22 protein-coding genes are annotated in these 23,170 nt (G+C 63.5%); 7 read left to right on the top strand and 15 right to left on the bottom strand.

The genetic code is table 11. From position 1 onward, the window contains the following. Positions 1-20: 20 nt before the first annotated feature. Genes aroQ through IF10I1_RS22185 form a run of 3 tightly spaced genes read right to left on the bottom strand, consistent with a single transcriptional unit; the run spans position 21 to position 1,959 of the window. Complete coding sequence (aroQ, locus tag IF10I1_RS22195; protein ID WP_186392167.1) at positions 21-464, bottom strand: type II 3-dehydroquinate dehydratase; 444 nt, start codon at positions 462-464, stop codon at positions 21-23. Then, positions 461-1,258: a sugar phosphate isomerase/epimerase gene (locus IF10I1_RS22190; RefSeq protein ID WP_186392166.1), complete on the bottom strand. Its 798-nt coding sequence runs from the start codon at positions 1,256-1,258 to the stop codon at positions 461-463. The genes aroQ and IF10I1_RS22190 overlap by 4 nt, the downstream gene beginning before the upstream one ends. Next, entirely contained in the window at positions 1,255-1,959 is a 705-nt protein-coding gene (locus IF10I1_RS22185) for a GntR family transcriptional regulator (protein WP_186392165.1), read from the bottom strand. The genes IF10I1_RS22190 and IF10I1_RS22185 overlap by 4 nt, the downstream gene beginning before the upstream one ends. A gap of 178 nt (positions 1,960-2,137) precedes the next feature. Between IF10I1_RS22185 and dctP the strand changes: the two genes are divergently transcribed. From dctP to IF10I1_RS22165, 4 genes are all read left to right on the top strand, one after another. Further along, on the top strand, positions 2,138-3,139 hold the full coding sequence (dctP, locus tag IF10I1_RS22180; RefSeq protein ID WP_186392164.1) for a TRAP transporter substrate-binding protein DctP: 1,002 nt from the start codon (positions 2,138-2,140) through the stop codon (positions 3,137-3,139). A 209-nt stretch (positions 3,140-3,348) separates the two neighbouring features. Beyond that, entirely contained in the window at positions 3,349-3,915 is a 567-nt protein-coding gene (locus IF10I1_RS22175) for a TRAP transporter small permease (protein ID WP_094462430.1), read from the top strand. After that, positions 3,912-5,207, top strand: coding sequence for a TRAP transporter large permease (locus tag IF10I1_RS22170; protein ID WP_186392163.1), 1,296 nt, complete (start codon positions 3,912-3,914; stop codon positions 5,205-5,207). Before IF10I1_RS22175 ends, IF10I1_RS22170 begins: the two co-directional genes overlap by 4 nt. Positions 5,208-5,386: 179 nt before the next feature. Beyond that, positions 5,387-6,220: a shikimate dehydrogenase gene (locus IF10I1_RS22165; RefSeq protein WP_186392162.1), complete on the top strand. Its 834-nt coding sequence runs from the start codon at positions 5,387-5,389 to the stop codon at positions 6,218-6,220. Between the two features lie 135 nt (positions 6,221-6,355). On the opposite strand, the gene mgtE is transcribed toward IF10I1_RS22165, so the two are convergent. Beyond that, complete coding sequence (gene mgtE / locus IF10I1_RS22160; RefSeq protein WP_186392161.1) at positions 6,356-7,735, bottom strand: magnesium transporter; 1,380 nt, start codon at positions 7,733-7,735, stop codon at positions 6,356-6,358. Positions 7,736-8,574: 839 nt separating this feature from the next. Beyond that, positions 8,575-9,279 (bottom strand): outer membrane protein, encoded by a 705-nt coding sequence (locus IF10I1_RS22155; RefSeq protein ID WP_186392160.1) that lies wholly within the window; start codon positions 9,277-9,279, stop codon positions 8,575-8,577. A gap of 496 nt (positions 9,280-9,775) precedes the next feature. On the opposite strand from IF10I1_RS22155, the gene IF10I1_RS22150 reads away from it, so the two are divergent. Together IF10I1_RS22150 and IF10I1_RS22145 are read left to right on the top strand one after the other, a co-directional pair. Beyond that, complete coding sequence (locus IF10I1_RS22150; protein ID WP_186392159.1) at positions 9,776-10,477, top strand: DUF2975 domain-containing protein; 702 nt, start codon at positions 9,776-9,778, stop codon at positions 10,475-10,477. Between the two features lie 10 nt (positions 10,478-10,487). Further along, complete coding sequence (locus IF10I1_RS22145) at positions 10,488-10,706, top strand: helix-turn-helix transcriptional regulator (RefSeq protein WP_050472167.1); 219 nt, start codon at positions 10,488-10,490, stop codon at positions 10,704-10,706. A gap of 146 nt (positions 10,707-10,852) precedes the next feature. Here IF10I1_RS22145 and IF10I1_RS22140 read toward each other — a convergent pair whose 3' ends face one another. Together IF10I1_RS22140 and IF10I1_RS22135 are read right to left on the bottom strand one after the other, a co-directional pair. Then, entirely contained in the window at positions 10,853-12,331 is a 1,479-nt protein-coding gene (locus IF10I1_RS22140; protein WP_186392158.1) for an NAD-dependent succinate-semialdehyde dehydrogenase, read from the bottom strand. A gap of 3 nt (positions 12,332-12,334) precedes the next feature. Beyond that, entirely contained in the window at positions 12,335-13,612 is a 1,278-nt protein-coding gene (locus IF10I1_RS22135) for a 4-aminobutyrate--2-oxoglutarate transaminase (protein ID WP_122521079.1), read from the bottom strand. A 251-nt stretch (positions 13,613-13,863) separates the two neighbouring features. Here IF10I1_RS22135 and IF10I1_RS22130 point away from each other — a divergent pair, with 251 nt between their 5' ends. Continuing rightward, positions 13,864-14,682 (top strand): MerR family transcriptional regulator, encoded by an 819-nt coding sequence (locus tag IF10I1_RS22130; protein ID WP_186392157.1) that lies wholly within the window; start codon positions 13,864-13,866, stop codon positions 14,680-14,682. An 83-nt stretch (positions 14,683-14,765) separates the two neighbouring features. Here the strand turns inward: IF10I1_RS22130 and IF10I1_RS22125 are convergent, their stop codons facing one another. The 8 genes from IF10I1_RS22125 to IF10I1_RS22090 form a co-directional block, all read right to left on the bottom strand. Further along, positions 14,766-15,776 carry an ABC transporter permease gene (locus IF10I1_RS22125; RefSeq protein WP_123195580.1) on the bottom strand — a complete coding sequence of 337 codons (1,011 nt, stop codon included), beginning with the start codon at positions 15,774-15,776 and terminating at the stop codon, positions 14,766-14,768. A gap of 23 nt (positions 15,777-15,799) precedes the next feature. Further along, positions 15,800-17,317, bottom strand: coding sequence for a sugar ABC transporter ATP-binding protein (locus IF10I1_RS22120; protein ID WP_186392156.1), 1,518 nt, complete (start codon positions 17,315-17,317; stop codon positions 15,800-15,802). 388 nt (positions 17,318-17,705) lie between these two features. Further along, positions 17,706-18,779 (bottom strand): TMAO reductase system periplasmic protein TorT, encoded by a 1,074-nt coding sequence (gene torT, locus IF10I1_RS22115; protein WP_186392155.1) that lies wholly within the window; start codon positions 18,777-18,779, stop codon positions 17,706-17,708. Positions 18,780-18,827: 48 nt separating this feature from the next. Next, entirely contained in the window at positions 18,828-19,796 is a 969-nt protein-coding gene (locus IF10I1_RS22110) for a biotin-dependent carboxyltransferase family protein (RefSeq protein ID WP_186392154.1), read from the bottom strand. Continuing rightward, positions 19,786-20,661 carry an allophanate hydrolase subunit 1 gene (locus IF10I1_RS22105; RefSeq protein WP_050472160.1) on the bottom strand — a complete coding sequence of 292 codons (876 nt, stop codon included), beginning with the start codon at positions 20,659-20,661 and terminating at the stop codon, positions 19,786-19,788. The genes IF10I1_RS22110 and IF10I1_RS22105 overlap by 11 nt, the downstream gene beginning before the upstream one ends. Then, positions 20,661-22,043 (bottom strand): acetyl-CoA carboxylase biotin carboxylase subunit, encoded by a 1,383-nt coding sequence (locus IF10I1_RS22100; RefSeq protein WP_186392153.1) that lies wholly within the window; start codon positions 22,041-22,043, stop codon positions 20,661-20,663. The genes IF10I1_RS22105 and IF10I1_RS22100 overlap by 1 nt, the downstream gene beginning before the upstream one ends. Beyond that, positions 22,040-22,282 carry an acetyl-CoA carboxylase gene (locus IF10I1_RS22095; protein WP_050472158.1) on the bottom strand — a complete coding sequence of 81 codons (243 nt, stop codon included), beginning with the start codon at positions 22,280-22,282 and terminating at the stop codon, positions 22,040-22,042. The genes IF10I1_RS22100 and IF10I1_RS22095 overlap by 4 nt, the downstream gene beginning before the upstream one ends. After that, complete coding sequence (locus IF10I1_RS22090) at positions 22,279-23,076, bottom strand: 5-oxoprolinase subunit PxpA (protein WP_186392152.1); 798 nt, start codon at positions 23,074-23,076, stop codon at positions 22,279-22,281. Before IF10I1_RS22090 ends, IF10I1_RS22095 begins: the two co-directional genes overlap by 4 nt. Positions 23,077-23,170: the final 94 nt, after the last annotated feature.

Raw genomic sequence — 23,170 nt, 5'->3', positions numbered from 1 at the left:
CCGGGGCTGGCGCGCCGCTGTCACTGCGGCTGGCTGGACGCGAGTTGGCAGATCCGGCGCACACCGGCGGCGTAGCCTTCAAGGCCGAGGCCTGCGATCACCCCATCGGCGCGAAGCGACACATAGGAGTGGTGCCGGAAGGCCTCGCGCTTGTGCACCTGGCTGATGTGGACCTCGATCACCGGCGGCTCGTAGGTGTTGAGCGCATCCAGAATCGCGATCGAGGTATGCGTGAACGCGGCAGGATTGAAGACCAGCCCGCAGGTTGTCTCACGGGCTTCGTGAATCCAGTCGATCAGCTGGCCCTCGTGGTTGGACTGAAGCAGACGGATGCGAAACCCGTCCGCACAGGTGGCATTGCACAGGCGTTCGACATCATCGAGCGTCTCGCGCCCGTAGATCTCGGGCTGGCGCTTGCCGAGAAGGTTCAGGTTGGGACCGTTAAGGACAAGGATGGTCTTCATGCTGTCTCCGGTGCGAAAAGGGCAGAGGCCGCGGAAAAGATGGCGCGGGCGCGCTCAAGCGGCGGGCGGGCATCGCTGGCAGAAGGGATTTCGACGGAGACGGCCGCCGCCGCCGGCAGTGCCCGTGCGAACCCGGCGAGATCCAGCCCGCCCTCGCCCGGGAGAAGGCGCCCGCCGCGTGCTTCAGCCAGAAGCGCGCTGTTGCCGGACGGGGCGGTGGCAGGGGCGTCGCAAAGCTGGGCGGAAACAACCATGCCTGCCGGCATGGCGGCAATGTCCGTGGGGACGCCGCCGCAGCGCGAATGGTGCAATGCATCGGCCAGATAGGCCGCACCGGTGGCGCCTGAGGCCGCAATCAGATCAAGACAGGCGCGCGGCGTATTGATCCCGCGCCACGCCATGCATTCAAGGTCAAGACCCAGCCCGCGAGCGGTGGCCAGTGCGCTTATCCTTGCGAAGGTCTCCGCAAGTGCGGGAAAGACATCCGCGCAAACATTGACGCGCTTGGCTCCGAGTGCCTTGGCGGCCTCCATCGCCGGAACCAGGCTCTCCGGCTCAAGCGTCTCATCGATGACGACCGTCTCGATGTCGTAGAGGCCGATGCCCTCGCCCTCCATGACGCGCGCCAGTTCGCGCAGACCGGGCGCATCGGGCAGCCAGTTCAGCGCTCCGGGAGTGACCGGGTGGAAACGCAGGCCGACGAAACCGAATCCGGACCGCCGTGCCAGCCGGACCAGTTCGGCTGGCGGCAGGTCGAGAAAGGTGAAATGTCCCAGACCGATCGGGCGCGTCATAGCGGAACCGCCGGCAGTTCGTCGGAGATAAGGCGCCGCAGGTTGTTGGTTGAGCGCTCGATGTGCCTGATCAGCAAGGCGGAGGCATCGTCCGCGCGCCGTTCGACGGCAGCCTCCGCAATGGCGGTGTGTTCATCGATCACGTCGCGCTGAACCGCAACCGCCTTCAGGTAGATGTGCCTGTAACGGTCATTCATGCTGACAAGCGACTTGTACATCTTGATCAGCAGCGGCATGCCGCAGCACTCGATCAGGGTCAGGTGAAAGGCGTTGTTTGCAGCCTCCCAATTGGCAAGGCTGTCCGGGTCGCCGGGGATCCGGCTGGTCTTGTTCAAACGGTACAGGGCGCCCATGACGGCGGCCTCCCAGTCGAGACCGCCCTTTTCGATGGATTTCCGCAGGGCGTAAGGCTCAAGTTCGAGCCGCAAGGCGCAGACCTCGTCGAGATTGGCGAGCGAGATCGGCGTGACGGTATAGCCGCGTTGCGCCTCGGCTTCGATCAGCCCTTCCGTGACAAGCCGGGTGACGGCCTCGCGCAGGGGAGACAACCCAACGCCCATCGCAATCCGGAGCTTGTCGAGATTCAATTTGGCGCCCGGAGCCAGAATGCCATGCAGGATGTCGTGGCGCAGCTGCGCCTCGATCTGCCCGGCGATGGTGGGCTTACCCGTTGATTTTACGTTGAAATCCAAGACTGGCATGGGTGTGTTCCTCATCAGGGCGACGATATCGCGGCCGGAAAAGGCTGTAAAGAGAAAAACTATAATTGGCTAGAAAATCGATTTTAATTGATCGTATCGATCTACGGTGATACGAAACCTTTCATGGGTTCGTCCGCTTAAGGAGTGAGCGGGGCCGTTGACCCGAGGGAGGATCAGAATGTTTTTTGCCATCACTCGCCGCGCCCTTCTTGCGGCCGCCACGGTGCTCGCTGTCAGCGCCACCGGTGCATTCGCCCAGGACAAGATCCGGCTTCGGCTTTCCGCTGTAAACTCGGAGACTGACCAGCGCGCTGTCGCGATGATCAATGTCTTCGGTCCGGCCGTTGCCGGTTTTGCGGCCTTTGAGCCGCACTGGAACGGCACTTTGTTTGCACAAGGGGCGGAACTCGAGGCGATTGCCGTCGGCGATCTCGAAATGTCGATCACATCCGCTCAGGAACTGGCAGCGTTCTTTCCCGAATGGTCCATCTTCGCTGCCGGGTATGTGCTGCAGAGCGCAGAACATCAGGTCCGGGTCTTCAACGATCCGCTGATGGATCCTTTCAAGCAGAAGGTCGAGAGCGAGCTTGGAATCCGGCTGCTGGCGCCGATGTATCTCGGGCGCCGCCAGGTGAACCTGCGCCAGCCCCGTTCGGAAATTGACGTGAAGACCCCAGCCGAACTGGCTGGCGTCAACCTGCGGATGCCGGGCTCTGATGCGTGGCAATTCCTTGGCCGCGCGCTTGGTGTAAACCCGGTCCCAATGGCCTTCACCGAGGTCTATACTGCACTGCAGACCGGCGCCGTTGACGGGCAGGACAACCCGCTGCCAACCGTGGTTGACGCGAAGTTCTACGAGGTCACCAAGCAGATCGTTCTGACATCCCACCTGGTGGACTGGAACTTCATTGCCATCTCGGCAGAAGTTTACAACGGCATGACTGCGGAACAGCAGGCAGCGGTCACAGCGGCTGCCGTTGCTGCTGCCGCCAGTGGCCGGGCTGCACAGCTTGCCAAGGAAGAAGAGCTGGTGACCTTCCTCAAGGACAAGGGGATGGATATCTACGAGCCCGATGTCGCCGCATTCCGCAGCGCGGTGCAATTGGCCTATCTGAGCAGTGTCTTTGCCGCCAACTGGCCGGAAGGCGTCCTGGACGCTGTCAACGCTCTCGGCAACTGAGCCGCCTGAAACCGGCGCAACGCGTCCTGCGCTGCGCCGGTGGTTCCGGAACCGGAGCAAGCCGCGCGCGTCATGCTGACCGCCGCGTGATGCCGGCTCAGAAGAGCAAGGTTTGACTCATTCAGCGTTGCTCATGCCCGTGCGGCGCATGAGCGGTTTCAAGGCTGATGCGGCAGCATCTCATGGCCTTGGTAGCAGGAGGGGGCGCAATGAAGGCTGTGATCAGCACACTCCGTAACATAGCCGAAGGAGTTTCCGCGCTGATGATGGCCGCCATTTTCGGCACGTTCATCTTGCAGATTTTCGTGCGCTACGCGGTTGGCTCGCAATGGTTCGTCTCGACCTTTGGCAATGCCATTGATGCTTCTTCCTTCGGCTGGACCGTCGAGTTCATCCTCGTGCTCTGGCTCTGGACGATCTTCTGGGGGATTGCCTTCGTCGTCCGGGATAGTGACCACGTCACTTTCGACATCATCTACAATATGGCGGGCCGGAAAACCCGCACGGTTCTGGCGGTCACCGGCGCGCTGATCATCGCCGCAGCTCTCTGGTCTTCGATCGGGCCAACCTATGACCGGATGAAGCTGTTGCGGCTGAAATCCTCGGCGACCCTGCCGGTGAAGATGCTGCCTGTGTACTCGATCTACTTCGTCTTCCTCGCGGCAGTTGGTCTGCGCTATGTCCTGCGCGCCTGGGACTGCGTCCGCCACGGCGCTGATCGTGAGCTTCACATGCCTCCCTATGAAGAGCCGGTTCGCGCGGAGAAGAAACAATGAGTTTCGAACTCTTGATCATGGTGGGTGCCCTCTTTCTCCTGTCCGGGATCGGCATCCCGATCGCCTATGCGATCATCGTGGCCTCGATGGCCTACATGCTGGCGGCGGGAGCTTCCATCGGCATCGTCGGCAAGACACTGACGGACGGCATCTACCAGAGCTTCCTGCTGCTCGCCGTGCCGCTCTTCATTGTCGCCGCGAACATCATGAATGCGGGGACGATTTCGGACCGGCTGCTGAACTTCTGCATCGCCACCGTCGGCCGCTTCAAGGGAGGGCTGGGCCATGTCAACGTCATGGCGTCGCTGATATTCTCCGGAATGTCCGGATCGGCGGTGGCCGATGCGGCAGGCATCGGCAAGATCATCATCGGCATGATGCGTAAGGATGGCCGCTTTCCTGCAGGCTATGCCGCAGCCATCACAGCCGCCTCGGCCACAATCGGCCCGATCATTCCGCCCTCCATCCCGATGGTGCTGTACGCGCTGGTCTCGAATGCCTCCGTCGGAGCGTTGTTTCTCGGCGGCATTCTGCCCGGATTGCTCATGGGCGCCGTGCTGATGGCGATGAATTCCTGGATCTCGCACCGCCGTGGTTTCGCCACCGAGGCACCGGTGCCGTTCCGTGATCTGCCGAGAGTGACGGGCCGGGCCTTTCCCGCCTTGCTGATGCCGGCGATCCTCCTTTACGGGATCTATGGCGGTGTCACGACACCAACCGAGGCCGCAGCCGTTGCCGCCGCCTATGCGCTGCTGCTGTCGGCCGTCTTCTACCGCTCGCTGCGGATGAAGACGCTGTACATGATCCTGGTGGAAAGTGCGCGGTCGTCGGCGGCTGTCGGCATCGTCATCGGCGGCGCCTTGATCCTGAACTATATCGTCGCATCGGAGAACATTCCCGCAGCACTGGCCGCCCACCTCGTGGACGTCGACGTCTCACCCTTGACATTCCTGCTGGCGGTGAGCGCGCTGGTGCTCGTGCTGGGCTGTCTGCTGGACGCCACCACGATCATCCTGGTTATCGTTCCCCTGTTCATTCCGGCCTGCAACCTTCTGGGGATCGATCTGGTGCATTTCGGGGTCGTGATCGTCGTGAACTGCATGATCGGCCTGATCACACCGCCTTATGGGATCCTGCTGTTTGTCATCAATGCGGTCACGGGCATTCCGCTGCGCGACATCATTCGTGACGTGGTGCCGTTTCTGGTGGTTCTCCTCGCCGCGCTTCTGGCGATGATACTGATCCCCGACATCGTTCTCTTCCTGCCGCGCCTGACGGGTTACGAGGGCTAGAATGTGTCAGGTATAAGCCGGTGCGGCGCCTGAGCAATTTCAAGGCGTGATGCGTCAGCATCTCAGCGCCTTGGTATTAGCCCCCCGCAATTGCGGGAGAACAAAGAGATAGAGCACTTCCGGCGGCGCAGCTTTTAACGAGAGTGCTCCAGGGTTATGGCGAAACACAAAGGTGAAACGTGATCTCGGGCAATACCAAACTGATCGTCCATCTCGGATACCCGACCGGTTCCTTCCGGGCTCCCATGATCTACAACCCGTTTTTCGAGAAGCATGGCATTGATGCCGTCGTGGTTCCGATGGGCTGCAAGGCGGAGGACTACAGCGAATTCCTGAGGCTTGTCTTCCGCCTGTCGAACATTCACGGGGCTCTGGTGACCATGCCCCACAAGGTCACGACGATGGCGCTGCTTGACGAGGCGTCAACGACGGCACAGGTCGCCGGGGCGTGCAATGCGATCCGGCTGGATCCCGATGGCAGGCTGGTGGGCGACATGTTCGACGGGGAAGGCTTTGTCCGGGGTGTGCTGCGCAAAGGCCGGGAGCTTTCGGGCAAAACGGCTCTGGTCGTGGGCTCCGGCGGCGTTGGATCGGCGATCGCGGCGTCCCTGGCCAAGGCGGGTGTTGCCCAGCTGTCCCTGTTCGACGGTTTTGAGCCGTCGATGCTGGGGCTGGCGACGCGTCTGCGGCAGGCCTACCCCGGCCTTGCCGTCAACACCGGCTCGAACGATCCGGCCGGATACGATCTGGTGGTCAATGCGACGCCGCTCGGCATGAAAGAGGGAGATCCGCTGCCGGTGGATGTGTCTCGCATCGACCCGTCGGCCTTTGTCGGCGAGGTGGTGATGAAAACCGAGATCACCCCGTTCCTTGCCGCGGCCCGCGAGCGCGGCTGCCAGTTTCAGGTTGGCACGGACATGCTTTTCGAGCAGATCCCGGCCTATCTTGAGTTCTTCGGCTTCCGTTCTGCAACGGCGGACGAACTGCGCGCCGTCGCCAGGATCGCCTATTGAGCGCCGCATCGGGCTGGCCGGCACGCCGCTGGGGCCGTGCTCTTCAAAACCGGTAGCGGCTCGCCGCAGCATGGCCGCTGTTCGAAACGCAAGCACTGGCTGCAGCCGTCAGCCTGCAGCCAGATCCCTTGCCCGTCAGCCGGCCAGCAGATGCCCGAGGAAGGCATAGGCGAGGCCGAAGTAGATGAAGACGCCGAGCAGATCCATGATCGAGGTGATCATCGGCGAGCTCAGCGTGGCCGGATCCGTGCCGATGCGGCGTGCGGCAAACGGCAGGAGCGCGCCGATCAGCCCGCCCAGCACGGTGCAGGCGGCCATGGACAGGCCAACCACCAGCAGCACATCGCCTCCCACGCCCTTGCTGAAATAGGCCAGCACGGCCTCAAGCAGGGCAATGACAACGCCGAGCGTCAGCGCCACGGGGATTTCGCGCTTGATCACGAACCAGATGTCCCGCCAGCGCAGCTTGAGGTCGCCAAGCGCCATGGCGCGGATGACCAGCGTTGCGGACTGGCTGCCCGTATTGCCGCCCATGTCGACGATCGGGGCGATGAAGGCTGCCAGAACGATGGCCTGGCTCAGGATCTCCTCCTGAGCGGCGACGAAGGTGCTGGTGATCACGCCAAAGACAGTCAGCATGATCAGCCAGAAAGAGCGGACCTTGAACATCTCCAGAAAGCTGGAGGCCCTGAGATCGAGGTCAGGACCGCCGCCGGGAGCGACGTTGCCGCCGAACTGCAGCACCCGGCGCCCGCGCTGGGCTTCGGCGGCATCCATGGCGTCATCGACGGTGACAATGCCGGCCAGTGCATCGCCGCCATTGACAATGGGCAGCGCCAGCAGGTCGTAATCGGCAATCTTCTGCACCACGCTGTCGCGCTTGTCCTGCACATGGGCGAAGATCACCCCCTTGCGCATGATGCCGGACACCTGCACCTCGTCGCGGGCGAGGAGCAGATCGCGCAGGGACACGACACCGGTCAGCCGACGCTGATCATCGACCACATAGGCTTCGTAGATTGTCTCCCGGTCGGGCGCCTCCTGCCGCAGCCGGTCGATGGCCTCGCGGACGGTGAGATCCGGCGTCAGCGTTGCATAGTCGGAGGTCATGATCGAGCCGGCCGTGCCTTCGGGATAGGAGGCCAGCTTGCGGATATCCTCGCGCTCGGCATGGGCGATCCCGGGCAGCAGCGCCTGCTGCTGATCTGGCGTCAGCCGGTTGAAAAGGTCGGCGCGCTCGTCATGCGACATGGCCGTGACAAGCCGGGCCAGACCGGACCGGCTCAGCTGACCGGCAACCGCCACCTGGATGGCGGGCTCGAAATAGCCGAAAACCTCCGCCTCGCGCCGTTCGGGCAGAAGCAGCAGGATCTGCGTGATCTCCTCCGGGGTGAGGCTTGCGGTCACAGCGGCGATGTCTGCCGGATGCCGGTCGGCAAGCGCGGCCTTGATGGAGCCGGTGTCCTTGCGGTCAAGGAAGCTGCGGAAGGCAGCGGCAGTGATGAGGGTGGTCATGGTCATTACTCCGTCGATGGTCAGGCGGCCACCGGCGGAGGACCCGCCATCAACGAGGTGGCAGGATCAGACGCCGGCGGGCAGTTGGAATGGGCTTGAGGGGCATGGCCACGGGGCACGAATGCCGCGCGGCCCAACGTCTAGGTCGGTCGTCCATGGGAGTGCTCCGGTCTGGGTTCAGGCTGCCCGCAGGCAGCCGGTAAGGCGAGGCTGGCGCAGTGCAAGCGGCAATCGTGCAGATTGCATGCTTGCGCCGTCGTCTGCCGCCGGGTCCTCGGTGGTCCAGCGGCAGCAGAGCTTGCCGTTTGAATGGGGGACAGACCAGCGGCAGATCAGCTGGCGGCCGGAGAGAGGCCGTGCACCTTGCCGCACGTCAGGCCGGAAATGGCTGGCCTGTGCCTTTGCTGCTGGGAAAATCGCACGCTCCAGCGGAAGCCGGCCAGCCTGCGGAAACAAGATGAGCTTGTTCATTGTTCACCTCCTGCGACCCCTCACGGCGGGGGAAGAGGTGAACGGGGCCGCCCTCAGGCGTGGACGCCGCCGGTCACCCGGCCCTTGCCGGGAGCGATCTGTTCTGTCTGGAGTGGCGCCCGCTTCAGGACGCCACGACTAGAATAGCCGTCCATGGTTCTCTCGATTGTCAGATAGGCCCGCAGCTGCACCAGTGCGGACGAAAGGCAGATAGGCCGATGGTTTGTTGAGATCAAGGGAAAAATGGCGCTGACCGCACCAAAGACCTGCGGCGGGCTGCTGGCGTCTGCAGAAAATCGCAGCAAAAACAACGGGCCGCCGCAGGAGCGGCGGCCCGGTCTGGCGCGTCTTTTACCTTCCAGAGGGGATCAGAAGGCGTAGGAGGCGCCAAACATCAGACGGTGATTGGTGGAGCTTTCCTTGAAGGTGGTGGAGCCGAAGGACTGCTTCTTGTTGCTGCCCATCGTCAGCGTGTAGTCGGCGCGCAGGCGCATGTTGTCAGTCATGGCCATTTCCAGACCGCCACCGACCACCGGCCTTACGGCAACAGACTTCTTGTCCTTGAAGCCCTGCATCTGATGGGTGTGCTGCGTCAGGGCAACACCGGCCGACAGATAGGGCATGAACTGGCCCACCGGCATGCCGACGCGGCCCTTGATGTCCGCCGCCCAGGGCGAATGGGAGCGTACGCCGCTGAGCGCACCGGTTCCCGCCGCTGTCTTCTTGTTGCCGAGATAGGTGGCCGAACCTTCGACACCGGCGATGGCGCTGCCCATCTGCCAGTTGTAGCCGCCGAACAGACCAAAGGCCGCTTCCATCCGCGACGAGGACTTCTTGCCGCTGCCCTTGCTCCTGTCGGTATTGCCGGACACACCGGCCTCAAGGCCCATGTAGCTGCCGGCAAACAGCGGCTTTTTGCGCTCATGCGAGCTGACGTTCTCATAGTCCGGCAGGCTGCCGGGCATATCGGCGGCGAAGGCTGGCAATGCAGCCGAGCAGACAATCGCCGCGGCAAAGCCGCGCACTCCGGTGCGGGCGGCAGAGCGGTTCGGGGAAACAAAGGAAAAACGCATGGAGAGTTCTGCTCCGGTTGATCGCCGCAACGCCGGCAGTTTCACCGGCGGCGGAAGGGTGACTTCAATCATATCGCCTTCTGCGTGAAAAATTGCTGTTAGACGATAATTTTTAGATTCATAATTCTAATTTTTTTGTCAACAGCATTATTTTGGATTTTCGTTGGCAGGCGCCCTTAAAGACGGATCCGGCACAAGCCGCCGGGGCAGATCTCAGGGCATCCGGCACCCTCGTGTGCCGTTTCCGGCAGCGTTCTGTGGGGACCAGCAGCCAAAACTGCCGCGGTGAACAGTCCAATCGACAGAAGCGCAGCGGCGATGGCGTATAGAGCGCGGCGGCCGCAGGGGCGCTCGGTGGGAACAGCGGAAAGACTCATGGGGCTCTGCTCCAGGCGATCATCATCCGGCCGGCGGGCTGCCGGGTGGCAGTCGAATTCCCTGACCGGGACTACGGATCAGATCAATTTTTTATCGTTATGCGATAATTTTCAAATGAATGAATTATATTTTTTTGTCAATCGCATTGTTTTCTCATTGCGGGGTGCCGGCATGGGCGGTACTACTGAACCCAGTAGCCCCTATCAGGACGTTTCCCATGGCATCCGGCATCTTTCATTCCCTGTTCAGGACCAGTGACGATCAGGCGCACCGCCTGCATCGCATCCAGTCTTTTTCCGGAGGCATGAAGTGGCTTCTGACCGGTCTCGCGTCTATCACCGCCCTGTTCGGCATGCTGGTCTGCGTGGTGCTGCTGGCGCCGGGGCTGCTGGGATACGGCCCGGAGGAAACGGTCGATATCGGCGGCGTTTCACGCGTCATTCTTGAGATCAGCCTGCCTCAGCGCATCGGCATCACGCTGTTGCTGGTCATCCTCATTGAAGCTGTGCTGATGCTGCTGTGGAAGCTGCGCCAGCTCTTCGCCCGTCTTGCCGAGCTGGACTTTTTCTCAAGCCGCACCTTGTCCATTATCGTGCAGAGCGGCAGGTGGCTGCTCGTCCTCGGGGCGATGGATTTCGTTTTCGATCCAGTCAGTTCGGTGTTGATGACCTTTGACCTGCCGGAAGGCGAGAAACAGATTTCACTCTCGCTGGAAGCCGGGCAGATCCTGTTCCTGGTTCTGGGCGCGCTTGTGCTTCTGCTCGGATGGGTGATGCGCGAGGCTGCCCTCGCGCATGAAGAAAACCAGCAGTTCGTCTGAGGCTTCCGGTATGCCCATCATCATAGAACTCGACGTCATGCTCGCCCGCCGCAAGATGCGGTCAAAGGAACTGGCCGAGAAGATCGGCATCACCGAGCAGAACGTGTCCCTGCTCAAGTCCGGCAAGGTCAAGGGTGTCCGTTTCGAAACTCTGGAGCGGATCTGCGAGGTGCTGGAATGTCAGCCCGGCGACATTCTGATCTACCGGAGCGGCGAGAGCTCAAGCTAGAGCACTTTCGGTGGCCCCGTTTTCATCGACAGTGCCCCCGCCGAGGGGGCTGAACAGGGAGCATCCGGACTTAAACCGCCCGGAAAAACACAATCCCCCGGAGCGTGCCCGCCCCGGGGGATTTGTGCTTCCGTCTGTTCCTGTCCTCAGATGCTGAGGCAGAGGTATTTCATCTCGGTGTAGTCCTCGAGGCCATAGCGCGAGCCTTCGCGGCCCTGGCCGGACTGCTTGATGCCGCCGAAGGGGGCGACTTCGGTGGAGATGAGGCCGGTGTTGATGCCGACCATGCCGTATTCCAGCGCTTCGGCGACGCGGAAGATCTTCGACACATCGCGCGAGTAGAAATAGGAGGCGAGGCCGAATTCCGTGTTGTTGGCCATGGCGATCACGTCCGCCTCGGTCTTGAAGCGGAAGAGGGGCGCGACGGGGCCGAAGGTCTCCTCGCGGGCGATCTTCATGGCCGGGGTCACGTCCGTCAGCACCGTCGGCTCGAAGAACAGGCCGCCGCGCGTGTGGGCCGTGCCGCCCAGCATCACCTTGGCGCCCTTGGAGGTGGCGTCGGCGATGTGATCGTTGACCTTGGCAAGGGCAGCATCGTCGATCAGCGGACCGGCATTCACCCCGTCCTCGAAACCGTCGCCCACCTTCATGGCCGAAACTTTGGCCGCGAGCTTTTCGGCGAAGGCATCATAGACATCCGCATGCACATAGATGCGGTTGGCGCAGACGCAGGTCTGGCCGTTGTTGCGGTACTTCGAGACCATGGCGCCTTCGACTGCGGCATCCAGGTCGGCGTCCTCGAAGACGATGAAGGGCGCGTTGCCGCCCAGCTCCAGCCCCAGCTTCATGATGTTGTCCGCGCCCTGACGCATCAGGATGCGGCCGACCTCGGTGGAGCCGGTGAAGGTGAGCTTGCGCACCTTGGCGTTGCTGGTGAATTCCTGCCCGATGGCGGGCGCATCGGTGCCCAGGATCACGTTGTAGAGCCCGGCGGGCAGGCCCGCGCGCTCGGCCAGAACGGCGAGGGCCAGGGCGGAGAGCGGCGTTTCGGCGGCAGGCTTGGAGACCATGGCACAGCCAGCTGCCAGTGCCGGGGCGAGCTTGCGCGCCAGCATGGCATTGGGGAAGTTCCACGGGGTGATGGCCGCCACCACACCCACCGGCTGGCGGATGATGATGATGCGCTTGTCCGGCTGGTGGCCGGGGATGGTGTCGCCATAGACGCGCTTGGCCTCTTCGGCGAACCACTCCATGTAGGAGGCGCCATAGAGGATTTCGCCGCGCGCCTCGGCCAGCGGCTTGCCCATTTCCATGGTCAGGATGGTGGCAAGATCATCGGCATTGGCCACCATCAGGTCGAAGAGCTTGCGCAGCACGGCCGCGCGGTCCTTGCCCGTGCGGGCGGCCCAGGCAGCCTGCGCAGCATGGGCGGCGTCGATGGCCTGCGCGGTTTCCTCGCGGCCCATGTCCGGCAGGGTGGCGATGACCTCGCCATTGGCCGGATTGGTGACCTCGAAGGTGGCGCCGCTTTCGCTGGCCGAGCGCCAGGAGCCGTTGATATAGGCCTTGTCAGTGACGAGCGAAGCGTCCTTCAGGCGGGACAGGAGAGAGGTGGAAATCGTCATGGTTCAGCCTTCCTTCGCGCTGAGAAGCGCGGCTTCGAGAATGTCCAGCGCCTCGCTGAACACATCATCGGGAATGGTGACGGGCGCAAGGAAACGGATGACATTACCGTAGACGCCGCAGGTGAGCAGGATCAAGCCGCGCTCCAGTGCCTTTTCGCGCACCCGGTTGGTGAACTCTGCGTCCGGTGTCGAGGTTCCCGGAATGTTGAACTCCACCGCATTCATGAAGCCGGGGCCGCGCACATCGGCGATCTGCGGAATGCTGGCGGCAAGGCCGGAGAGGCGCTGCTTCAGCCGGTTGCCAAGGCTGACGGCGCGTTCGCACAGGCCCTCTTCCTCGATCACTTCGAGCACGGCAAGACCTGCGGCAACGCCAATCGGGTTGCCGCCATAGGTGCCGCCAAGGCCGCCGGGGGCAGGGGCATCCATGATCTCGGCGCGGCCGGTGACGGCGGCAATCGGGAAACCGCCGCCAAGGCCCTTGGCCATGGTGGTGATGTCCGGCACCACGCCGTAATGCTCCATGGCGAAGAGTTTGCCGGTGCGGGCAAAGCCGGTCTGCACTTCGTCGGCGATCAGCAGGATGCCGTGCTTGCGGGCGATCTCCTGCAGCTTCTCCATGAAGGCGCGCGGTACTTCATAGAAGCCGCCCTCGCCCTGCACGGGCTCGACGATGAAAGCGGCAACGCGCGCCGGGTCCACATCGGCCTTGAACAGCTTGTCGAGCACGGAGAGCGAATCCTCGACGGAAACGCCATGCAGCTCGACGGGGAAGGGCACGTGGAACACGTCCGGCATCATGGCGCCGAAACCGGCCTTGTAGGGCTGCACCTTGCCGGTCAGCGTCATGCCCATGAAGGTGCGGCCATGGAAGGCGCCGGTGAAGGCGATGACGGCAGGCCGGTTCGTGGCGGCACGGGCGATCTTGACGGCATTTTCCACCGCCTCGGCGCCGGTGGTGACGAAGATGGTCTTTTTGGCAAAGTCGCCGGGCACGGCGGCATTCAGCTTTTCGGCCAGTGCCACGTAGTTCTCGTAAGGCACGACCTGGTGGCAGGTGTGGGTGAAGCTGTCGAGCTGCGCCTTCACGGCCTCGATCACCTTTGGGTGCCGGTGGCCGGTGTTGACCACGGCAATGCCGGCCGCAAAGTCGATGTAGCGGCGGCCTTCCACATCCCAGATCTCGGCATTCTCGGCCTTGTGGGCATAGACCTGCGTCGTCACGCCGACGCCGCGCGAAATGGCAGCAGCCCGCCGGGCCGCGATCTGAGAATTCTGCATCTTCATCTCCAGACAGGGCGGACCTCATGAAAACTGCCGGCCCGCTTCACCGGAATAAAACTCTACATTTTTTCTGTAGAGTTGCAATCCCGCCTGTGCCACTTTTTATACCAAGGCTCTGAGATGCTGACGCATCACGCCTTGACAAGGCTCAGGCGCCGCACGGGCTTGACCAACTCTCGATGAGTCAAGCCCATCGAGAGTTGGTATGAGTGTCTTGAAGATTCGGAACAGCGGAGCGGCGCAAGGCCATGACAGAACCGGTGCGTTTCAAGATCGCCGAAGCGGCACGCATGGCCGGTGTGTCCGCCTCCACGCTGCGGCTGTGGGAGAGCCAGGGCCTGATCGAGCCGCTGCGCACGGACAAGGGCCAGCGGCTCTACAGCGAGGCGCATGTGGAGCAGCTGAAGAAGATCAGCTGGCTGCGGCAGGAAAAGGGGATCAATCCGGCAGCCATCCGCGAGGGGCTGGCGGAAACAGTTGGCAAGCCATCCCGGCAGCGCAAGGCCGCCCGCCGTGCCGCTGTGCCGCAACTGGGGCCGAAGTTCAGGCATCTGCGGCGCGAGGCCGGGCAGACGCTCGGGCAGGTCAGCGCGGCCATTGGCGTGTCGTCTTCGGTGCTGTCCACCTTCGAGCGCACCTCGCAGGGGCTGTCGCTGAAGGCGCTGCGCGATCTGGCCGGGCATTTCGGCACCACGCTGGCAGCTCTTACGGGCACTGAAGGCAACAGCACGGGCGAGTCACTGGTGCGCAGCGGCACCTGGGCCAGCTGGCCACCGACGGCCTCCGGTGTGGTGGTGCAGGTGCTGGCGGAAGGGCCGTTCCAGATGGAGTGCCACCGCTTCGTGCTCGCCCCCGGCGCGTCGAGCGAAGGCGCCTATGCGCATGAGGGCGAGGAATTCGTCCATGTGCTGTCCGGGGCGCTGGAAATCATTCTGGAACAGGACCGCTTCATCACCTTGCAGGCGGGCGATTCCTTCTACTTTGAAAGCCGCCGCCCGCATTCCTGGCGCAATCTCAGCGGCGGCGAAACCGTGCTCCTGTGGGTCAACACTCCGGCGTCGTTCTAAGGCAGATCAATCAACAGGGAGGCCGGGAGGGAGCGGCCAGTGTGGTGGTGGGTGGTGCCGCCCCCTCCCTTCCCGAACGGGTGTTACCGCCCGCCGGTCAGCATGCGGTAGCGGTACTGGTCCGCCACCACGGCAAGGATGAGCAGCCCGCCCAGCAGGACCATCTGCATGTAGGAGCCGATCTGCATGATGTTCATGCCGTTCTGCACCAGCACGATGAAAAAGGCGCCCAGCACCACATTCTCCACCCGGCCGATGCCGCCGCGCAGCGACACCCCGGCGATGACGCAGGCGGCGATGGATTCCATGGCAATCGTCCCGCCCAGATTGGTCTCGCCGCTTTCCACCCGGGCCGTCAGCAGGATGCCGGCAATGGAGGCAAGGGCGGCGCAGATGAGATAGGCGATGAAGAGCGTACGCGCCGTGTTGATGCCGGACAGCTGCGCCGCCTTGATGTTGCCGCCGATGGCATAGATGCGCGCGCCCGTGCGGGTGCGGTTCATCAGCACCCACATCACCGCAATGGCAACGAGTGCCACCAGCACCGGCACGGGAACGCCCGCCACCCGGCCGAAGCCGAAGAGGTCGCCGAACTCATAGGGCAGGTTGCCGACCGGAACGCCGCCGGTCAGAAACAGGGCGGCGCCCGCTCCGGCCGATTGAACGCCCAGCGTCATGATGAAGGGCGAGACGCCGAATTTTGCGACGCCAAAGCCGTTGACGGCGCCAATGGCCAGCGCAGCAGCAAGGCCGGCGAGAAGGCCGGGCAGGATCACCAGCCAGCCGGCATCGGGGAAGATGCCGGCCAGATGCACCATCATCATGGCCGAGACCACGGATGTCATGGCGATGGCGGTGCCGACCGCAAGGTCAAAGCCGCCGGTGATGAGCACCGTCATCTGCCCCAGCGACACAAGGATCAGATAGACCGACTGGCGGGCGACGTTGGTCAGGTTGCCAAGCGTCAGGAACTGCGGCGAGGCGAGGGTGAAGATCACCACGGCAGCGGTCATGAACAGGGGCAGAACCCCGGTGCGCAGGAAGGTTTCCCGCGCAAGCGAGCCTGCGCGGCTGGGCAGCGTTCTGGCCGCCATGGGGGCGGTCCCGGCGTCGAGCGTCATGCGGCATGCCTTTCGTTGCTGAAGAAGGCGCGCAGAACCGCCTCTTCGGAAATCTGGGTCTGATCAAATTCGGCGGAGATGCGCCCTTGCGAGAAGACGATGAGCCGGTGGGCGAGATGCATCACTTCATGCAGGTCGGAGGAGATGACGACGACCGCCTTTCCCGCTTCCGCCACCTGCTTGATGATGCGGTAGAGCGCGGCGCGCGTGCCCATGTCGACGCCGACGGTCGGCTCGTCGAAGATGTAGATCTCCCGGTCTTCGGCAAAGCCCTTTCCGAAGAGGATCTTCTGCTGGTTGCCGCCGGAGAGGCTGGAGGCCATGCGGCCCATATAGGCATCCGCCAGATCCACCTTGCGGCCAATGCGGCCTGCCTCCGCCGACAGGCGCGAGGGGGAGAGCAGACCGGCGGCGCTGCGCATGTCCGCCCGGTCCATCAGCGCCAGTTTCAGGTTGTCGCGGGTGGTGGCGCCCAGCACCAGGCCTTCGCTCTTGCGGTCCGAGGGCAGGTAGAAGATGCCTTCGCGCAGCAGGCGGCGCACCGGCTGCCCCGTCACGTCCCGGCCCTTCAGCCGCACCTCGCCCGCCTCGATGCGGTTGAGGCCCAGCATGGCGCGGAAGCAGCGGGACTTGCCTGAACCGACCAGCCCGGCGACGCCCAGCACCTCGCCTGCGCGGATATCAAGATCCACGCCCTCAACACCCCAGGCATGAAGGCCGCGGATGGTGAGCACGGGTTCAGGCGCGGCGGCGCGGTCAATGGCGGGATAGATCTCGTCCACCGGGCGGCCCGTCATCATCTCCACCAGCGCCTTTTCGCTGATGCCCTTTGCGTCCACCGTGCCGATCAGCCGCCCGTCGCGCAGCACGGTGATGCGGCTGGCGATGGCCTGAAATTCCTGGATGCGATGGGAGATGTAGACGACACCCACGCCTTCGGTCACGGCGGAGCGGATGAAGGCAAAGAGCCGTTCCGTCTCGCGCTCCGTCAGGGAGGCGGTGGGCTCGTCCAGAATGAGAATGCGCGCCTTGCGGTGCAGCGCCTTCGCGATCTCAACCATCTGCTGCTCGGCGCGCGAGAGCGACAGCACACGGCGGCTCACGTCCACATCGAAGCCGAGGCGGGTGAAGAGGGCGCGGGCTTCGCGCACCATCGCACGCCGGTCGATGAAGGGGCCGCGCCGGGGCTCATCGCCCAGATAGATGTTCTCGGCCACCGTCATGGTGGGCACGAGCGAAAATTCCTGAAACACCGCGCCGACACCGGCGGCCTGTGCATCGCGCACGCCTGCAAAATGCACCGGCTCCCCGTCAATGCGGATCTCTCCGGCGCTGGGCTGGTTCACGCCCGCAAGGATCGAGATGAGCGTGGACTTGCCCGCGCCGTTCTCGCCGAACAGCACATGCACTTCCCCCGCTTCCAGCGTGAAATTCACGCCATCAAGGGCCTTCACACCGGGATAATGCTTGGCAATCCCGGTCATCTCGACGAGCGGCTTCCGGTTCACGGACATCTGCCATTCTCCTTCAGGACTGTGCCTGTGGTGTCTTCCGGGCTGTTGCGGCAGTGGCGGAACCTGTTTCCCCGGCGGGGCTTCTCCGCCCCCCTCCCCCTCGTGGGGAGGGGTAAGGGGTGGGGGGGAGAGCGTCTCCACCGGGTACAGAGACGAATGATCCCGAACACCTGTTAGCCCTCTGAAGAAAGTATCTATCTTTCAAGTAGTTGCAGGCTCAGAGCCCCCCCCACCCCTCACCCCTCCCCACCAGGGGGAGGGGGGCGGCTGGCGTCTTCCCGGAAAGCAAATGCGTCATTGCGGGCGGAGTTCGAACCTGATGTATGAATCCGCTGATCATTGAGGGGAGGTGAGGCGCTATGTCACTAATGGCGCCTCACCATCCGCATCACTCCACCGTAAACACCGGCTTGAAGCCGTCCGGGGGTAGGATGCTGGTCTTGGAGACGGTGGCGATGTTGTCCTCGTCCACGACGAAGATCTTCGGGCCCACGTGCTGGATCAGCTCCTTGCCTTCGAGGGCGCGGATGGCCTGGTCGATGGCGATGCGGCCCTGAATGACCATGGAGTCGGCGGGGGCGGCGGCGATGAAGCCGCGCTTGATGCCCTCATAGACGCCCGGCGTCATGTAGAAGGCGAGAAGGTCCACCTTGCCCTGCAGCCCGCGCTCGCGGATGAGGCCCTGTGCGGCTTCGGCGGTGACGGCGGTTCCGGCGATGTAGCGCACGTCCGGTTCGGCCTGCAGCACGTCCTCCACCAGTTTCAGCTGGGCTTCCTTGCCGGTGTCGCCATATTTGGGGTCCAGAATGGTGAGGCCCGAGTCTTTCACCGCGTCCATGAAGCCCTTGTTGGCGGCTTCCACCCAGCCGGCGCCCGCAGGACCGGGGAACCAGCCTACCTTCACCGGATCGCTGCCCTTCGGATGCTTGGCGGCAAGGTATTTTCCGGTCTCGAAGCCCATGGTGTAGAAGGAAACGAGGGATTTGGCCGTCAGCTTGGGCGAGGACATGCCGTTGACGACATCGATGACGGGAATGTTCTTCGCCGCCAGTTCCGAAACGAGATTGTTGAGCCCGTCATAGGAGATGGCACCGATCACCACCGCCTGCGCTCCGCCGGCGACGCAATCCTCGATCTGCGAGATCTGCTTGGCGAGCTCGGTGTAGCCGCCCGCTTCCACGAGCGTCATCTTGACGCCGAGGTCTCTGGCCTGTTCGGCAACGCCATAGTCCACGCCCAGCCAGTAGGCATCCTTCATGTGCGGGAAGGAGACGCAGATCTTGTAAGGCTGGCTGGCCTTTTCGAGCGGCGTGTATTGCACGTCAGAGGGCGTGCCGTCCGCCGAGAAGGCAGGGGTGATCTCGGTGGCATCATAGGGATACCAGGTCTCCGCCAGAGACGGGGCCATCGAGGCAAGCAGGATCATTGAGGCCGAAAGCCCCTTGAAGGCAGTGCGTGTCATGTTGTCTTCCCCGGTTGAAAGGTTGCGTTTTGTTTTTGTTATGCGAAGTCAGAAAAGCGCCCTGATGCGGCCGATCAGCTCTGCCCGTTCCCTGCGGGCTTTCAGGGCGCCCTCCATGTCCACCTGGACAAAGCGGGTGGGGGTGTTCGGCTGCAGCTGGCCGATAAGGTCCATGTCCGCCGAAATCACCGTGCCCACCATGAAGTAGCCGCCGCCCGACACCGCATCGCGGTGCAGGATGATCGGCTCGCTGCCGCTGGGCACCTGAATGGAGCCATAGGGGTAGCAGCTGTCGACGATGTTGGAGGGGTCCGAGCCTGCGCCGAAGGGCGGCTGGCGCGGTACGAAATCAAGCGGGCGTCCGCCGCGGAAGCGGTAGCCCATGCGGTCGGCTTCCGGTGCCACCTTCCACTCATCGGCAAAGAAGGCGTGCTGCGCCTCTTCCGTGATGCGGTGCCAGTAGAGCCCCGGCAGCACGCGCAGCTGTGCCGGGGTGCCCGGCTTGCGGCGCAGGTCTTCCGGAATGGTCCGCCCGTCCGTGCTGGCACCGGCGTCTCCCACCGGCAGCTCGTCACCGGCGGCAATCGCCCGGCCATTGAAGCCGCCGAGGGCGCCGATGGCATAGGTCGAGCGGCTGCCAAGCGCCAGTGGCACGTCGATGCCGCCCGAAACGGCAATGCAGATGCGGGCGCCGGATTTCAGGAAGTCGAAGCTGAGCACCTGTCCGGCCTTCACCGCAAAGGCGGTCCAGCCGGGCCGGGCCTCGCCGTCGAGCTTCACTGGCATGTCCGCACCGGTGACGGCAACGGTCACATCGCGGGTGAACTCCAGCTTGGGGCCGATGAACACTGCCTCAAGACCGGCAGCCCCCTCGTCGTTGCCCACCAGCAGGTTGGCCGCTCGCATGGCCAGCCGGTCCATGGCCCCGCCAATGGGAATGCCGAGATGGAAATATCCGGGGCGGCCGAGGTCCTGAACCGTGGTGGCAAGGCCGGGATGGAGAACCTTAATCGCCATAGAGGACGCCCTCCAGTTTCTGGTTGTAGCCGTCGATGTCCTTGCTGAATTCGGTGAGGTCGAAGCTCACCTCGCGGACCGGCGGGGTGAAGTGCCCCTTGGCCACCTCTTCCACCGCCGTGTCATAGCCATCCCGGTCCACCGGCTTGAACTTGACGATGTCGCCCGGGCGGAAGAACACCATGAAGTCCTTGAGGTAGCTCGTCTCCTGCGCCGGGTCATAGATCGGCATGGGTGTGATGCCGAACATCTGGTAGCCGCCTGCACCGCGCACCGAATAGATGCAGCCGAAGCAGCCGCCATGGCCCACGGTCAGCCGGGGCGTGTCCGTGCGCGGGCGCAGGTATTTCGGCACCTCGATCTGCCGCTGCCGCTCCACCATCTGGTACATGAAGGGCAGGCCCGAGACGAAGCCGACCATGGAGACGAACCAGGGCGAGCCGGAATGGGCGGTGATAAAATCGCTCACCGTGTCATAGCCGTTGATCCGGGCGGCATAGTCGAGGTCGGTGCCCGAGGGGTCCTGATGGCGCTCGCGGAAACGCATCAGCGTCTCATGTGTCCAGGGATCGTTGTAGAACACCGGGATCTCGACGATGCGGGTGCGGATCACCGGTTCGGCTTTGGCAGCCGCCGCCTCGATGGCCTTCACCTCGCGCATGAGATCGTCCGGATGGATCACATCCGGATTGAACTTCACCTGAAACGAGGCATTGGCCGGGCAGATTTCCGTGACGCCGCTGATGCCCGCATCGCGGATGCCATTGGTCATGGACAGGGATTGGAAGAAGGCATCGAGGGACATGTCTTCGCTGCATTCCACGAAGAGGTGCTCGTCACCGCCGAATGTGTAACGCATCGCCATTACGCAACCTCCTCAAGTCCGGCATCCGGCTGGAAGCTCTCTTCGAGCCAGGGTTCCAGGAAACGTGTGTGAACGGCGCCCGTCTGCACGCTGTCATCGCGGCACAGGGCCAGATGCAGCGGCACGGTGGTGGCCAGCCCGCCGATCTTCAGGTCCTTGAGGGCCTGTTCCAGCCGGGTCATGCAGGCCGCCCGGTCCGTGCTATGCACGATCAGCTTGCCGAGCAGGGAATCGTAGAAGGGCGGCACCGTGTAGCCCTCGTAGAGCATGGTGTCGAAGCGGATGCCCTCGCCCTCCGGCACGCTCAGGCTGGAGATGGTGCCGGGGCCGGGGACGAAATTGCGGGCCGGGTCTTCCGCATTGATGCGGCATTCGATGGCATGGCCCGACAGGCGGATGTCCTCCTGCCGCAGGCTCAGCTTTCCGCCGCCCGCAATGCGGATCATCTCCTGCACCAGATCAACGCCGGTGATCATCTCGGTCACCGGGTGCTCCACCTGAATGCGGGTGTTCACCTCGATGAAATAGAAGGCGCCTGCATCCTCGTCATAGAGATACTCGACTGTGCCCGCGCCCTTGTAGCCAACCGATTTTGCGAGCGCGACAGCACTGGCGCACAGGGCATCGCGGATATCAGCCGGCAGGCTGCAGGAGGGGGCTTCCTCCCAGACCTTCTGGCGGCGGCGCTGCAACGAGCACTCGCGTTCGAACAGGTGAATTGCGTCCACCCCGTCGCCCAGGATCTGCACTTCCACATGCCGGGCGCGCTCGATCACCTTCTCGATGTAAAGCCCGCCATCGCCGAAGGCGGCCTTGGCCTCGGCAGAGGCCAGCGGAAACTGACGCTCGAACTCTTCCATGCTGGCGGCAATGCGGATGCCGCGCCCGCCGCCGCCTGCTGCGGCCTTGATCATCACCGGAAAGCCGGTGCGGGCGGTGACGGCACGGGCGGCCTCGATATCCGCAATCAGCCCGTCGCTGCCCGGAACGGTGGGCACACCGGCAGCCGCAGCCACCTCGCGCGCCTTCACCTTGTCGCCAAGCAGGCTGATGGCTTCGGCGCTGGGGCCGATGAAGATCAGCCCCGCATCGGTGACGGCCTGCGCAAAGGCGGCATTCTCGGACAGGAAGCCGTAACCCGGATGGATCGCATCAACGCCGGCCTCCTTGGCGGCGGTCACCACACGCTCGATGTTGAGATAGGACTTTGCGGCAGACGGCGGGCCGATATCGACGGCTTCATCCGCAAGCTTCACCGCCAGCATGTCCGCATCGGCAGCGGAATGGACCTGCACGGTGCGCAGGCCCATGGCCTTGGCCGCCTTGACGATCCTGACGGCGATCTCGCCCCGGTTGGCCACAAGGAGGGAGCGGATCATCATGCCTCAACCTCGGCCAGAACCTGCCCCGCCATGACCGGCTCGGCATCTTCCACATGGAAGGTGATGTTGCTGCCGGACAGGCCTGCCGGGATCTCGTGGAAGGTCTTCATCACCTCGATGAGGCCGATCACATCCGCCTCGCCAACGCTGGCGCCATCCTGCGTGAAAGCTGCCGCATCGGGGGAGGGCTTGCGGTAGAAGATGCCCGGAAGGGGCGATCTGATCTCGATCTTGCTCATGCGCTTCTCCGGAAGGTTTCTTTTGCGAGTTCAGAGACGGGAATGATCTTGATGCCGGCGGCCTTCAGGCCCTCGCGCATGGCCAGGCCGATCTCCTGCGCGCCCAGCGTGTCGGAATGGAAGCAGATGGATTCGAACGGCACCTTGATGTCGGTGCCGGTGACGGTCGTCACTACGCCCTCCTTGCAGGCACGCACCACCTTGCGGGCAATGGCTTCCGGGTCGGGCCGGCCGACATCGCGGGTGAAGACGATGGAGCCGCTGTTGTCATAGTCCCGGTCGGCATAGAACTCGCGGATCACCGGCTGGCCCGCCTCAAGCGCAGCGGTTTCGGTGGCCGAGCCCGACATACAGAAGACAAAGGCGTTCGGCGCCACGGTCTGCATGTAGGTCATGAACAGCTGGGAGAGTTCGGTGTTGACCGCCATCTCCATGTAGAGCGCGCCATGCGGCTTCACATGCTGCAGGCTGGCACCATGGCGGCGGGCGAACTCGCGCAGCGCGCCGACCTGATAGATGATGTCGTTCAGCAGCTCGCGCGCCGTGCCGTCGATCCGGCGGCGGCCAAAGCCCTTGAGGTCGTTGTAGCCGGGGTGCGCGCCGATGCCGACGCCATGTTCCACGGCCATGCGCACGGTGCGGTCCATCAGGTTAGGATCGCCTGCATGAAAGCCGGTGGCAATGTTGGCCGAGCTGATCAGGCCCATCAGCGCGGCATCCTCGGTATCGCCGATGCGCCAGCGGCCGAAGCCCTCTCCCAGATCACAATTGATGTCGACAGCTTCGAGTGCCAATGTCCGCCCTTTCACCGCCTGCCTGCCTTTTGAGCAGGGAAGTGGGGTGCCTCTGTTTTCGTCATAGATGACGCTAGGCGAAAAAAGAGCGTTT

This window comes from Pannonibacter sp. I15F10I1 (assembly GCF_900185665.1).
Classification (GTDB): domain Bacteria; phylum Pseudomonadota; class Alphaproteobacteria; order Rhizobiales; family Stappiaceae; genus Pannonibacter; species Pannonibacter indicus.
This window is presented reverse-complemented; position numbering and strand designations above follow the sequence as displayed.